The organism is Hyphomonas neptunium ATCC 15444 (assembly GCF_000013025.1).
GTDB classification, from domain to species: Bacteria; Pseudomonadota; Alphaproteobacteria; order Caulobacterales; family Hyphomonadaceae; genus Hyphomonas; species Hyphomonas neptunia.
On record NC_008358.1, the window covers coordinates 1,513,644 to 1,526,652 of the forward strand.

The 13,009-nt window shown below is 59.9% G+C and carries 10 protein-coding genes and 1 pseudogene; 4 read left to right on the top strand and 7 right to left on the bottom strand.

The genetic code is table 11. The features are described from left to right. Positions 1-26 precede the first annotated feature (26 nt). The 3 genes from HNE_RS07350 to HNE_RS17910 form a co-directional block, all read right to left on the bottom strand. Positions 27-824 carry a copper resistance protein B gene (locus HNE_RS07350; RefSeq protein WP_011646498.1) on the bottom strand — a complete coding sequence of 266 codons (798 nt, stop codon included), beginning with the start codon at positions 822-824 and terminating at the stop codon, positions 27-29. Then, positions 824-2,668, bottom strand: a complete 1,845-nt coding sequence (locus HNE_RS07355; protein ID WP_011646499.1) for a copper resistance system multicopper oxidase — start codon at positions 2,666-2,668, stop codon at positions 824-826. Before HNE_RS07355 ends, HNE_RS07350 begins: the two co-directional genes overlap by 1 nt. A gap of 70 nt (positions 2,669-2,738) precedes the next feature. Further along, entirely contained in the window at positions 2,739-3,389 is a 651-nt protein-coding gene (locus HNE_RS17910) for a copper-binding protein (RefSeq protein WP_049755057.1), read from the bottom strand. A 598-nt stretch (positions 3,390-3,987) separates the two neighbouring features. On the opposite strand from HNE_RS17910, the gene HNE_RS07365 reads away from it, so the two are divergent. Further along, complete coding sequence (locus HNE_RS07365; RefSeq protein WP_011646501.1) at positions 3,988-4,263, top strand: metal-sensitive transcriptional regulator; 276 nt, start codon at positions 3,988-3,990, stop codon at positions 4,261-4,263. A 50-nt stretch (positions 4,264-4,313) separates the two neighbouring features. Here the strand turns inward: HNE_RS07365 and HNE_RS19100 are convergent. Together HNE_RS19100 and HNE_RS07370 are read right to left on the bottom strand one after the other, a co-directional pair. Then, positions 4,314-4,430 (bottom strand): annotated as a pseudogene (locus tag HNE_RS19100) (transmembrane anchor protein); the annotation flags it as partial. A gap of 91 nt (positions 4,431-4,521) precedes the next feature. Beyond that, the gene (locus HNE_RS07370) at positions 4,522-5,568 is read right to left on the bottom strand and encodes a nucleotidyltransferase family protein (protein ID WP_011646503.1); all 1,047 of its coding nucleotides are present in this window, start codon (positions 5,566-5,568) and stop codon (positions 4,522-4,524) included. A gap of 452 nt (positions 5,569-6,020) precedes the next feature. Between HNE_RS07370 and HNE_RS07375 the strand changes: the two genes are divergently transcribed. Together HNE_RS07375 and HNE_RS07380 are read left to right on the top strand one after the other, a co-directional pair. Continuing rightward, the gene (locus HNE_RS07375; protein WP_011646504.1) at positions 6,021-8,006 is read left to right on the top strand and encodes a BCCT family transporter; all 1,986 of its coding nucleotides are present in this window, start codon (positions 6,021-6,023) and stop codon (positions 8,004-8,006) included. Positions 8,007-8,321: 315 nt separating this feature from the next. After that, positions 8,322-9,182 (top strand): pirin family protein, encoded by an 861-nt coding sequence (locus HNE_RS07380; RefSeq protein ID WP_011646505.1) that lies wholly within the window; start codon positions 8,322-8,324, stop codon positions 9,180-9,182. A 120-nt stretch (positions 9,183-9,302) separates the two neighbouring features. Here HNE_RS07380 and HNE_RS07385 read toward each other — a convergent pair whose 3' ends face one another. Continuing rightward, positions 9,303-10,382: an MBL fold metallo-hydrolase gene (locus HNE_RS07385; RefSeq protein ID WP_011646506.1), complete on the bottom strand. Its 1,080-nt coding sequence runs from the start codon at positions 10,380-10,382 to the stop codon at positions 9,303-9,305. Positions 10,383-10,423: 41 nt separating this feature from the next. Then, on the bottom strand, positions 10,424-11,542 hold the full coding sequence (locus tag HNE_RS07390) for an NAD(P)-dependent alcohol dehydrogenase (RefSeq protein WP_011646507.1): 1,119 nt from the start codon (positions 11,540-11,542) through the stop codon (positions 10,424-10,426). Between the two features lie 169 nt (positions 11,543-11,711). Here HNE_RS07390 and HNE_RS07395 point away from each other — a divergent pair, with 169 nt between their 5' ends. Next, on the top strand, positions 11,712-12,611 hold the full coding sequence (locus HNE_RS07395; protein ID WP_011646508.1) for a LysR family transcriptional regulator: 900 nt from the start codon (positions 11,712-11,714) through the stop codon (positions 12,609-12,611). Positions 12,612-13,009 lie beyond the last annotated feature (398 nt).

A 13,009-nucleotide genomic window follows, 5' to 3' on the forward strand; every position in this document is an offset into this window, starting at 1 on the left:
CTCTTGGGATGCTGAGTGAGCATGGTTCAGAACCAGAGCCTGATGCCGGTGACGAAGGAGAGCGTTTCGGTGTGTTCCCCCCGGGCGCGGATGTAGTCTGCGGTCTTGCCAGTTGAGGCTTTCCAGTTGACCCCGACATAGGGGGCGAACTGACGATCAATCTCATAGCGCAGGCGCAGGCCAATCTCGGCCGTCGAAAGCCCTGCGCCCGTTTCGAACTCGGGTACGTCCTCAGCCGCGAAGTTCAATTCTGAACGCGGCTGGAGTATCAGGCGCTGTGTCAGCGAGACCTCATACTCAGCTTCAAAGCGGGCAGAGAGATCGCCTTCTTCACTCAGGAATACCGCGCCGTCGACCTCGAACCAGTAAGGGGCAAGCCCCTGAATGCCTGCGACTGCGTAAGTGCGGGACGGACCCGGTTCGAAATCATGCCGAACACCTGCCTGCACATCGAAATAGCGTGCTATTGGCCGGGACCAGAGCGCCTGGACTTCGGCTTCCTCAAATGCGCCGGCATCGAGATCGTATTCAAGCTCAGACTTGATCAATAGACGATTCTCGTCTGTTCCCCACCGTCCCTGGCCTTCAAGCAGCAGAGCAGGCGCGTCATCACTCGCCTGGTACTCAAAACGGTCAGCTAGAACGAACAGCGTTGCTGCGCCGCCATGCTCCCTTTTCAAAGCGTCCTGGGACGCCTTGAAGTCGTCCTTGTCCCAATAGGCTTCGGCTTGTGAGCCCGGGACGGGCGTCTCTTGCGCAACAGCAGACGAGAATACGAGCGGAGAGAGCATGAAGAATGATGCAATGAAATGCGCGCGTTTCATCAGTGGTGCCCTTCATGTTGCCTGTCCGGCGTTGGAGTTTCCGTGGTCGGAATGTCCTCCTCTGACGGAGGAACGGCAGGCTCGTGCCCTTTGTGGGGAGTGTGTGTGGTTGCCCCCGCGACGCGTGGCAGGACCGAGACGACCTGCATCATGCCGGCATGCATGTGGAAGAGGAGGTGGCAATGAAAGGCCCAGTCGCCGACATGGTCCGCCGTCACATCAAAGGACAGGCGTTCGGCAGGCTTGACGGTCACCGTATGTTTGCGCGGCTTGTGATCGGTATCGGCGACAACAAGGTCGAAGAACATGCCATGCAGGTGGATGGGATGTGTCATCATCGTGTCGTTGACGAGCGTGACGCGCAGGCGTTCGCTTTCATGGAAGATGATCGGACCGGTCACTTCACTGAGCTTCACCCCGTCGAATGACCACATGTAGCGTTCCATGTTGCCGGTGAGGTGGATCTCGATTTCGCGGCCCGGCGCCCGTGTGTCGGGGTTCGGTGTGAGGCTGCGCAGTTGTGAATAGCGAAGCGCCCTGTGCGGGACAGATTCGAGGCCAAGCCCCGGCTCGTCGATGCGGCTCACCTGAACCATCGCAACGTTGTCGACCCCCACACCCATCCGGTGGTCATGGCTTTGCGGGACTGTGTCCGTCATGGCCATCGCGCCATGGTCCATGCTGCCATGATCCATTCCGGCCATTGAGCCGTGGTCCATGGAGGACATGTCCATGCCCATGTCGCGGTGTGTCAAAACAGGAGGTTCGCGCAGCAGGGGGGCCGTTGCGACAAGTCCGGCTTCAGGAGCGAGGGTTGCGACAACCTGACCGGACCGGTCGATCGATTCGGCGACGAGCGCAAACGGCCGGGCACGGGTCGGACTGACGATCACGTCATATGTTTCCGCAACCCCGATCTGGAATTCGTCCGTTTCCACCGGCTGCACAGGGAGGCCGTCGGCGGCAACTACCGTCATTGGCAGTCCCGGAATCCGGAAATTGAAGATGGTCATCGCCGAAGCATTGATGATCCGCAGGCGGACACGTTCGCCGGAGTTGAAGATCGCAGTCCAGTTGTCATCCGTCGCATGACCATTGATGAGATATGTGTAGACCGAGGCCGTGACGTCCGAGATGTCGGTTGGCGACATGCGCATGGCGCCCCAGGAGGCACGGTCTGTGAAGGTTGGCCCAATTCCGTTTTCGCGCGCGTCTCGCAGGAAATCGCCGGCAGTGCGTTGCTGGAAGTTATAGACCGCCGCATCCTTTTTCAGCCGGGCGAAGACCTTGTGCGGATGCTCGAATGTCCAGTCTGACAGGACCAGCACGTATTCACGGTCCGCTTCGACGGGGTCGGCGCCTGCAGGATCGATGATCAGCGGGCCGTAATGGCCCAGCTGTTCCTGAAGCCCGGAATGGGAATGGTACCAGTAGGTGCCGCTCTGCGGGACCGCGAACTCATAGGTGAAGGTCGACTTCGGCTTGATGCCGGGGAAGGAGACCCCGGGCACCCCGTCCATATGGAAGGGCACGAGTAGTCCGTGCCAGTGAATCGATGTGTCTTCATCGAGCGTGTTATGGACGTTGAGGGTCACTTTTTCGCCTTCTCGGAACCGGATGAGCGGGCCGGGCAGGGTTCCGTTGATCGTGATCGCATGGCCGGAGCGGCCACCGATTTCTACGTTGCTATGGCCGATGGTCAGGTCAAATGCATTGCCGGAGACCTCGAAGATCCCCTTGTTCCCGGCATTGGCGCTGCGCGCCCAGGCCGGGAGAAGGGCGCCCGAGGCGGCGAAGAAACCGCCGGCGGCGGCAGTGCGGAGCAGATTGCGTCGTGTGAGCATGGGTTCGAACCTCGTAAAAGGAGCGCCTGCCGGGCGCGCCAAGTGGCGTCTTGCGCGGCAGGCAGCTGGATCAGTGGTGACTATGATCCTGCGCTGGCGCAGACCTTTCGTCTGCTGGCGGAGCATCGGAGGACGTCTTCATCATAGCACACATCTCCTTGCAGCTCGTGGCCTTGGCATCTGCCTGTTTCATGTCACCGTGTTTCATGCCGTCCATATTGCCATCGTCCATGCCCTTCATGGCCGCGTGATCCATTCCTGGCATCGCGCTATGATCCATTCCGTGCATGTCGCAGGGCGTCCCGCTGCTTTCGGCCAATTTCATGGCCGTTTCATGCATCTTACCCATGCAGGCATCGTGCAGCCCGTCCGATACATCGAGCGCGCAGATCGCTTCGATCCGGTAGGACCTGGACTTTGTGTCCTCGGCCAGCAGGAAGTGAATCCGGTCACCGGCCGCGAAGGCTGCAAGGTCAACGCCTTTAGCTGTGGTGAAGTCCATCGTCATTGCGTCCCAGCCGAGCGCCGCAATAGGGGCGTGATCGATTGTGGCTTTTGATTTTTTGACGTCGAGGGCCGTGACCAAGCCTTCGCCCATCGGAAGGCCACACTGGTCTGATGAGTGCTGCATCGTGGCGGGGGAACTGCCGCCTTCAAGCGCAAAGGCGGGTAAGGCTGCAAACACAATGGTGGCGGCAAGGATTGAATGAGAGCGTTTCATGGGGAAGAGTTCCTGTGAATGATCGGTCCGGAGAAGTGGGCGCGAAAGCGCGCACACGTCTGAATGATGAAGAAACGGATTGCGCAGCCCGGAGGCGACGCAGCGATCATCACGGGATCAATTCTGCAGGCGTATTTTCAGGTCTACGAGCGAGGGGCTCGGCCACGGCGGACTTCGGATCGGCACAATCCTCAGGGTTGCGTTATTGAATACCCCGATGGACTTACTAACGAGCTTTGGCGGAGGAACCGCCTTGTCAGACGGAAACGCGCTGACAGCCTTGGTTGAGATATCGGTCGGCAGGGCAACCGCTTCGCACCCGGCACAGTCATGGCCAGTATCTCCGGATCCCTCGTCGCAGTGGCCAGCATCAGACGTGTGATGCGAGACGGGGTATACGTCTTGGCTTGCGGAAGCGGCCACCGCCAAGTCTGCTCCGGTCGCCGTGTGTGCAACGGTCGCGCACGCACACGCCGCATAACCGCCGCCCAGCACAAGCAGGGTGAGGACAATAATCGCGCGGCGAAACGTATTCATCATGGAGCGTTGACCAGCTGAATCTTAGAGCTTAAGTATACCCCCAGGAGGTATAAGTCAAATGCATCAGGCGCCGCCGAAATCCGTTATTACCCGGCTCCGAAGAATTGAAGGCCAGGTACGGGGTGTGTCCGGCATGGTTGAGGAAGGCCGGTATTGCATTGATATCCTGACACAGATCCAGGCGATCAAGGCTGCATTGGGCAAGGTTGAAGATGAGCTCCTTAAGGGCCACGCGGCGCATTGTGTGGAAGAAGCCATCCGCGACGGCGATGTAAAAGCCCAGCGGCAGAAGTTTTCCGAACTGGTCGATCTGTTCGCGAAGTATCGGGGATGAGTGTTCTCAAGCTTCAGGCTCATCCACAGTCTCCGGATCGCCAGGTTCTTTCAGATAACGCGTTTGATCTCGCTATAGGCGCCCTTCACCCTCAGGGTCATCGTCACCGGAACATCACTCCGGTTCCGCCAGAACCAGCCGTGTGATCCGTCAAATGCGGCCGAGACCTGCCAGGAAGCGGGAGGCGAAGATATCGAGTCTGAAATCATGCTGGCGACCGTGCGGGCCTCGGGCCGGTAACGCCTTTGGCGCGACCACTTACGGCGCTTTCAAAACAGTTTGAATGATTGCCCTTGGGGTATCCGTCAGGCGGGTTGCAGCCTTTACAAGCCTTGCCCGCCATGAGGCGCCGCGACCGGCGGCTTCGAGGAGGGCGTCGGTCAGTTCTTCAAGTCGCCGCTTGGCCATGAGGGCTTCAATTATCAAACCGGCCTGCAGAACATCCTTGTCGGATTTTACGGCGCTTTCTCCGGACTCATGCCGCAATGACGAAACAATCAGTTTGTGTGCGGCGTAGCGTTCCGGAGAAGGGACGTTCACAATCGCGCCGTACTTTGTCAGCACGGCGGCTTCAACCGTGTCTCTGAGGAGATAGTCAAGAAAACGAAGGGGAATGGCGTCAGATTGCAGGCTCGGAAGTCTGACAGGCGCGTCGCGCTCGGCGCCGCGGTTCGTCGTCAGGACGTCGACACGGTAACCGCCGGGCCGGGCATAAGTCGTTGCGATATTGGGTCCGGCCAGGGTTGGAACGGGTGCGAAAGCCGGGTCCACCGATCTGAGGATATCAATCAGGGATCTGTCCAGCGTATCATTGATGGCAAGAGAAACGCCATAGTCCTGAGCGAGATCCAGATCCCCCGTCCGGATCGCAGCGCCCGGTAGCCGTATACCAAGGTGTCCGGCATAGGTCTGGAAAGCGATGGTTCCCACAAGGACGCCCCTCAAACGAAATACGCCAGCCTCTGCGAAGGCTTCAATGACGGCGCCTGTCAGGGGGTCGGGTTCGGGGAGACCGCCACCAGCCAGGGACCGGCGAATGATTTTCCGGGCGTTGGCATTGGCTTTGGCGGTCTGTCCCACCTCAATTGTTGCCCGGCGCTCGGGGGTGTCGAGACCCAGATAGCGCTCCGGGGGACGTCCCTGGGGTGTCGTTGGCTCCTGAACGTACCAGTATTCTTTTCCGGAGATGCTACGCTTTCGGAATGTTGAGCCCTCGGCGAATGCCGACGTGGACGCCAGGCGGAGCTGGTCAAGGAGCTCTACGTAGCTGGTCTGGATGATAAGGGGGAGTTCCTGAAAAGCCATTTGCCGGCAAATGGCAAGTGGCGCGGCGGGCTGTACCTTTACTCTCAGCAGTCAGAGCACAATATCAGCTACGGTGCGCCGCTGACCCTTCATACCTGCAGAACGTGCATGAACCGGGCGGCGCCCGCGAGAGCCTGCATAAATCAAAGAGCGCTCACGTCCCCTTTCAATGCGCCGCCCAGGCGACCGAGAACGCAGTGTGCGAGGGGCATCCTTGAGGCGTTTTTTGCTGAATATTACTCTCGGGGCCACGCCCCGTCGCTTGACCCTGGATGCGGTCTGCCCTTTCTGTCGGGTGGTGATCACCTTTACGAAAACCTGTCGGAATAGTGACGGTCCGTGCCAGAAACTGACTGGCGACGCGCAAGTTCCGGACCGGTTAGCGGAGGCGACGTCAGATCGTTTCACAGACGCACGGAACCAGAGCACCTGACAGAAAAGCAGCCAGCGTTATGTTCAAGCCATTCATCATCAACCGGCCCGTATTCTTTGGCTCAGTCTTCATCACGCTGGTGTTCCTGTCTGTCGGGGTCTTCTTTCCCACACGCGCTGAGACCATTTTCGGCACGATCGAGCGCTTCCTGCTGGAGAATTTTGGCTGGTTCTATCTCCTGGCTGTGGGGATCGTCCTGGTCGCCGTCCTTCTGATGTGTCTGGGACGCTACGGCCGCCTCCGGCTCGGCCCGGATGACGCCACGCCGGACTTTGCCTTCCTGTCCTGGCTGGCCATGCTGTTTGCCGCCGGTATGGGGATCGGCCTGATGTTCTATGCCGTGGGGGAGCCGATGAGCCACTTCATGGCGCCGCCGACCGCAGAGCCGCGCACCATCGAAGCGACACGGGAAGCGATGGCGGTGACCTTCTTTCACTGGGGCATACATGCCTGGGCGGTATACGCTGTGGTCGGCCTCTCGCTGGCGTATTTCGGGTATCGCTACAATCTGCCCCTGACCATAAGGTCGGGCCTCTATCCGCTCCTGAAAGAGAAGATCAACGGTCCGATCGGACACGCCGTGGATATCTTCGCCGTTGTCGGAACGCTCTTTGGCATCGCCACATCGATGGGCTTCGGGGTTACGCAGATCAATGCGGGGCTCAACCATCTGATCGGTCTGCCGATCAGTCCGCAGATCCAGATTACCCTCATTGCAGGGATCACGCTTCTGGCAACTATTTCGGTTGTCACAGGTCTCGACAAGGGGGTGCGCATCCTTTCGGAAACCAATCTGGTTATTGCAGTCCTTCTGATGCTTTTTGTGCTGGTCGTAGGGCCAACGGCCGATCTGCTGCGCAGCTTCGTTCAGAATCTAGGGCTCTACCTGGACTCCCTGCTGCTGCGGACGTTCAACATCTACGCCTATGAACCGACCCCCTGGATCGATGCGTGGACCCTGTTCTACTGGACCTGGTGGATTTCCTGGTCGCCCTTTGTCGGCATGTTCATTGCCCGGATTTCCCGGGGGCGCACCGTTCGCGAATTCATCCTCGCTGTCCTCTTCATTCCCGCGGGTTTTACGTTCTTCTGGATGACGGTGTTCGGGAATACCGCCATATCGATTGATACAGGCGTCGCGGCTGGCGAGCTTGGCCAGGCCATTGCGGCCGACATCTCGGTCGGGCTGTTTCAGTTCTTCGAATATCTGCCATTCCCGGCCCTGACCTCGACGCTCGCCGTCCTGCTTGTCACGATATTCTTCATTACCTCCTCCGACTCCGGATCATTGGTCATTGATTCGATCGCCGCAGGCGGCGAAACCGTGACCACGACCGGGCAACGCGTCTTCTGGTGTGCGCTTCAGGGCATTGTCGCCGGATCCCTGCTTCTTGCCGGCGGGCTGGACGCCCTGCAATCGGCGACGATTGCGAGCGCCCTGCCTTTCACCTTCGTGCTGCTCGCGCTTGTCTGGTCTCTGGTTGTGGGTATGCGGGCTGACCTTCATCAGCAGGCCCATGCCGCTGCGCGCCATGTGCCCGGCGCGCAGCCAGCTGCCGGACTGACCTGGCAGCGGCGTCTTGCGCTCATTCTGCATGCGCCGACGCAAGCCGAGGTCGAGAAGTTCATCGCCCGTGAAGTCAGGCCCGCCCTTGAGCAGGTGGCGCAGGAGCTGAGCGACACAGGCCGGCCAACGCAGGTGGCGCAAGAGGAACATGGCGGCGTCGCGCTCCGCTCACCCGCCGACGGAAGCCGCGATTTTGTGTATGGGGTGAGCGTTACCCCGCAGCGGCTAGCCTCCCTTTCTCCCTTGCAGACGAGACCGGAATTCCGCTTTGAGGCCCGCACCTATTTCTCCAGTGGCGGGCGGGGCTATGACGTGATGGGCATGCACCGGGAGCAACTGATTGCAGATATCCTGGTTCAGTTCGAACGGTACCTCGCCGTGGTGCAATCCCCAGAAGCGCAATTGCTGCATGGTGCGCCGGGGCATGATTTTGAATAGTGCGGTCAAAAAAACCGACACGGCCGCCAATCGGGCAAGTACCTCCGCTGATTGGCATCTTTCTGTAAAACACCCGGTTCCGGAGACTTACCCGATAAATTCGGGTCGATGCGTTCCACATTGCGCAACACAGCTTTCTTCGGGGCGCACCTACTGACCCGCGGGGCTCCCCGCTACTTTGCGATATACAGCAGCGTCTCCGGCAAAACGTCCATATCGCCGTGCGTTGGTCGACGCTGCCGCGCCTCATCTGTTGAGGGCGATAGCAGGCGCGGGGGTGAACGTCTGGCTCAAACTTCATGGAGAATCTGAATCATGTTTGAAAGATCAATAGCCCGCGTCACCCGGATCCCGGCCCTCGGGCCTGGCTTTGCCGGCGATAACCATAAGGCTGCGCTGGTGGTGGAGCCCGATAACCTTCCCGCGACGGACCCCTTCTTCCTCATGGCGGATGACAACATCACCCTGGCAGGGGCGCTGGGAGATGCACACCCCCATGCCGGGCTGGAGACCGTGACCTTCATGCTCAACGGCACACTGGAGGATATCAACGGCCGTCTGGACGAGGGCGATGTCGAGTGGATGACCGCCGGCAGCGGTATTGTTCATGGGGAAGACACGAAGGCTTCAACCGGGATGCGCCTGTTCCAGCTCTGGCTGGTCCTTCCGGAGGCGCAGCGCAACATGCCGCCGCGTGTGCAGGTCCTTCGCCGCGCTGAGATGCCGGTACACGCTGAGCCTGGCGTTATTGCAAAGGTTTACAGCGGGCGGCTGGAGAGCGTAGCGGCGCCGACACTGAACGAAGTTCCGGTCACGCTGGCTGACATCCGGTTGACGCCGGGCGCCGTCTTCACGCCGCAGCTGCCAGCTGCCTACAATGCGTTCCTTGTTGTTATTGACGGAGATATTGAAGCGGGCCGCTCTGCCGAGAAGCTGGCAGCCAACATGACCGCGTGGTCGGCCCCCTCCGCTGATGACGCAAGCCTGCTGGCGTTGCGGGCAGGACAGAACGGAGCCCGCGTGCTGCTCTATGCCGGTCAGCCGCAGAACATGCAGGTGGTTGCCGGAGGCCCGTTTATCGCCGGGTCGCGGGAGGAACTTGCGGGCTATTATGCTGCCTATCGACAGGGGAAGTTCCCACATGCCGGCACATTGCGCCCTGTCACTCACGCATAAGACGCCTGTCGGCCACCTTCGAAACAAGTTGCCGGCCGAGGAGGATAAGTGTCGACCGGCGTTCTGCCGGTCGACACTTCATAAGATGCACAGGGCGCGACGGGAGGCGCGGGCTCGAGTTCAGGCGAGGAACGGCGGTGCATTCTCGCCGCGCAGCCGGTAGTTGGGGCGCGGCCGCTCGAGGCGGATCGACTCCATGACAGTATAGGCGTGATACTTGGTCATGCTCGTCACGCCGGCCAGACGCTCTGACCAGAGCTTGCCATTGCTCGTCTTCTTCTCGAGCACATGCTTGGTGGCGTAATTGACCATCGAGTTGATCCAGTTCTCGGACCCGACCCAGAAGCGGTCCAGACCGGGCTTCAGCAGGATATCAATCAGCCGGTCGGATCGCGAGTAGATATCAATTGCCGCCTGAGCGCCTTCGAGAATGTCGGCGAAATACTCGATCGATTCCCTGACCAGCTCGGGCGTGCCATATTTCATATGGTGACCGGCGACCAGATAGTCGAAATCGTACTCCATGATCTGGTGCTGCGCCTCGTACCAGGCGGTGATGTTCTGGGAGGCGTCACAGTGCATGAAGGTGGCGCTGCCAGGGCTGATGATGTCGATGCAGGTCAGCACTTTCTGCGCCGGCGCGTAGATGAAGATGTTTCCGGGGCAGTGGTTCTCGCCCTTGTAAGACAGCTCCAGGGTCACGCCGCCGACTGTCAGCGTATACTCTTTTGTGAAGGTGATCGTCGGCAGCGGCCGGCCCGGATCCGGGAAACGTTCGAGCAGCTCTTTGGTAATCTCGTGGGCGACAATCTCAACGTTCGGTCCGTATACGGAGGAGGCGCCGATATGGTCGGTGTGCCAGTGGCTGTAGATCACATGTGTCACCGGCTTGTCGGTAACGTCCTCAATTGCCGCGAGCATGTTCTCGCCGAGCGTCGGGGGCGCATCGATCGCGATCACGCCGTCTTCCGTCACAATGAATGCGGCATCATAGCTCCCGCTTGTCACCCAGTAGAAGCCGCCGCGAAGCTCCTCGACATGGTAGCCGAGCTTCTGGAAGCGCTCGCTCCAGAAATAGGGCGGGTAGTATTCAGCCGGATCGAGCGGATGCTCTCCCGCTTCCGGAAAGCCGTAACGGTCAATGCCATAGAAACCGGGTGTATCTGAAGCTGTGATAGGCTTCTGATGCTTGTCACACATTGTTTGCGTCCTTCTTGGTTCTGGTCATGGAGTTCAGCCGCTTACTCAGCCGAAGGTTTGAAGCGGAGGACTGCCTTGATGACGCGGCCGGCAGCGACATCTTCGAATGCCTGGTTGATGTCGGCGAAATCGTAAAAAGTGATGAGCCGGTCGAAGGGGAAACGGCCGCTGCGATAGAGGCCAATCAGCTCGGGAATCATCAGTGCCGGTACAGCGTCACCCTGGATGATGCCCTGGAGTGTCTGCCCGAGGGTCAGGCGGGAGGCGTCCACAACGGCCCCAGAATGGTCGTTGAAGGCGACGAACCCGAAATGGCCCATTGGCGCGAGCGCCGCAATTCCGGCATCAAGGTTTGATGCCCGCCCGCTGGTGTCGAGCACAAACTCGATGCCGCGCGGCTCGATCTGCCGGATCGCAGCGGCGATGTTTTTATTGCTGGCTGCATTGATGACATGCGTCGCGCCCAGTTCCCCCGCCAGCTCCAGCCTCCCGGCGTTCACGTCGATGGCGATGACGGTCATCGCGTCTGCAATCCTGGCGGCCATGATCGCGGCAAGGCCGACCGCGCCGACGCCGAAGATCGCAACCGTGGCGCCGACCGGGACTTTCAACGCCTTGAGGATCGCCCCCGCGCCGGTCTGCATGCCGCAACCAAGAGGTCCGAGGATCTCCAGGGGAATGTCGGAGGGAACCTTGATGGTGTTGCGCTGGTGGGCGAGCGCATAGGTGGCAAACGAGGACTGACCGAAGAAGTGAGCATGGAGCCTGTCCGGACCCTCGCGCCGGATCCCTGTGGAGCCATCCAGTCTCGCGCCTGCGAAGTTGGCCTCCCAGACTTTGTCACAATAGGCCGCATGAGAGGACAGGCATGGCTTGCACTGTCCGCAGGCGTGAAAGGACAGGACGACGTGATCTCCGGCTTTCACGTGGGTGACAGCCGATCCGACCCGTTCCACCACGCCTGCACCCTCATGACCGAGGATTGCCGGTAACGGTGCCGGAATTGATTGTTGGCGCACATGCGCGTCGGTTGCGCAGATACCTGTTGCCACCATACGGACGATCACTTCATCCGGCCGGGGCGCATCAAGGGTGATATCTTGTATAACGAAGGGATCATCGGTCCGTTCGATTACGGCAGCCTGCGCTTTTTTTGTCATGCAGGCTTCTCACAAAAGCGCTTATAATCAGGGACTTTTGATTTTTTCATCGGCGGTCTCCGTCGAGTTTTGACGCGAGCGTGCAGCGGATGTTTCTGCAAACCTTTCACCGGAAATACCCATTCGGTAGTTTTGCAGTAGCCGCTAAAGATGAGACTGGGAGTTGCTGATGCCGGAACCCGCGCCTGTTGACCTGCTGGATGTGACCTCGTTCGTTCGGGTTGTGGAAACCGGCAGTATTGCCAATGCAGCGGCACGCCTCGGCATCGCCAAGTCAATCGTAAGCCGCCGGGTCAGCCGCCTCGAGGCGGTGCTCGGCGCTCAGTTGCTGACCCGGACTCCCAAGGGCACGACGCCAACAGATATCGGCCGGGAATATTACGCCCGCGCCGAGGCGGGCCTGATGGAACTTGAGTCGGCTCAGGAGGTCGTCAGCAAGCTGACGGGCGAGGTTTCAGGGCTTCTTCGCGTCCAGGTCCAGACGGCCTTTGGCGAATTCGTGTTCGCGCCTTTGCTTGCAGAGTTTGCCCGGCTCCATCCGCAGGTTCAGTTCGATATCCGGTTCGAGGACCGTCAGGTAAACATGACCGATGAGGCCTATGATGTCGCGATCTGGCCTGGCCCCGCCTCGGACCCGATGCTTGTCACCCGGAAAATTGCCGGGATCCGGTGGGCTGTTGTCGCCAGCCCGGCCTACCTCGATGCGCGAGGGCGTCCGGCGACGCCGGCTGACCTGTCAGCCCACGACGCCCTGCTGCACGGTCTGGATTCCGGTATCTGGCACCTGCAAGGTTCAGATGGCTGGGAGCATGTGCGCATGAACTCCCGATTCCGTGCTGACAACGGCCATATGTTGCTGACCGCGGCGCGCGCGGATCTGGGCCTGGCCCTGGTCCCGATGTTTATGGTCGAGGAGCTGTTGGGGCAGGGGGAACTGGAGGCGGTCCTGCCTGCATTCCCGCACGCCTGGCCCGATCTGCACATCTTCATGCCGCCCCAGCGCGCTGGCATCGCGAGAGTGCGTGCCCTCGTGAAGTTCCTGTATCAAAAGCTGGATGGGGAGGTGTGAGCGGGGGGCTGCCACGTGACCGCGAAGCGCAGACCGATGCATTCGTCGGCTACTCCATCATCAGCGCTATCACGAGGACCTGAGAAACCTAACCCTCAATGGGTTCAGGCGTGTCACTCGCGCCAAACCTGGCGAGCTATCTTGTTGATGTTTACGAAAAGGAATCGGATCGGGAACCGCGGCTGTTTTCAAAGAATATATGCGATGCTGGGAAGTCTGACCTGACTATTTGACCACGCTCCACTGAGGGTCCCGAGGGGAGGCAACCAGGCTGGTATTGCCTCGGGGTCAATTAACTCTCGCTGTTTGTGGCAATTCCGTCCGCCCACGTCTATCGACGCCTATAACGCGCATCAGACATATCGTTTGCGTCCTGAATGGCGTTCGGCCGATCGTCT

Excerpts from the sequence above, each read along its gene's own strand:
- HNE_RS07355 (WP_011646499.1), bottom strand. The coding sequence starts at position 2,668 with ATGCTCACACGACGCAATCTGCTCCGCACTGCCGCCGCCGGCGGTTTC.
- HNE_RS17910 (WP_049755057.1), bottom strand. The coding sequence starts at position 3,389 with ATGAAACGCTCTCATTCAATCCTTGCCGCCACCATTGTGTTTGCAGCC.
- HNE_RS07350 (WP_011646498.1), bottom strand. The coding sequence starts at position 824 with ATGAAACGCGCGCATTTCATTGCATCATTCTTCATGCTCTCTCCGCTC.
- HNE_RS07365 (WP_011646501.1), top strand. The coding sequence starts at position 3,988 with ATGCATCAGGCGCCGCCGAAATCCGTTATTACCCGGCTCCGAAGAATT.
- HNE_RS07375 (WP_011646504.1), top strand. The coding sequence starts at position 6,021 with ATGTTCAAGCCATTCATCATCAACCGGCCCGTATTCTTTGGCTCAGTC.
- HNE_RS07390 (WP_011646507.1), bottom strand. The coding sequence starts at position 11,542 with ATGACAAAAAAAGCGCAGGCTGCCGTAATCGAACGGACCGATGATCCC.
- HNE_RS07395 (WP_011646508.1), top strand. The coding sequence starts at position 11,712 with ATGCCGGAACCCGCGCCTGTTGACCTGCTGGATGTGACCTCGTTCGTT.
- HNE_RS07370 (WP_011646503.1), bottom strand. The coding sequence starts at position 5,568 with ATGGCTTTTCAGGAACTCCCCCTTATCATCCAGACCAGCTACGTAGAG.
- HNE_RS07385 (WP_011646506.1), bottom strand. The coding sequence starts at position 10,382 with ATGTGTGACAAGCATCAGAAGCCTATCACAGCTTCAGATACACCCGGT.
- HNE_RS07380 (WP_011646505.1), top strand. The coding sequence starts at position 8,322 with ATGTTTGAAAGATCAATAGCCCGCGTCACCCGGATCCCGGCCCTCGGG.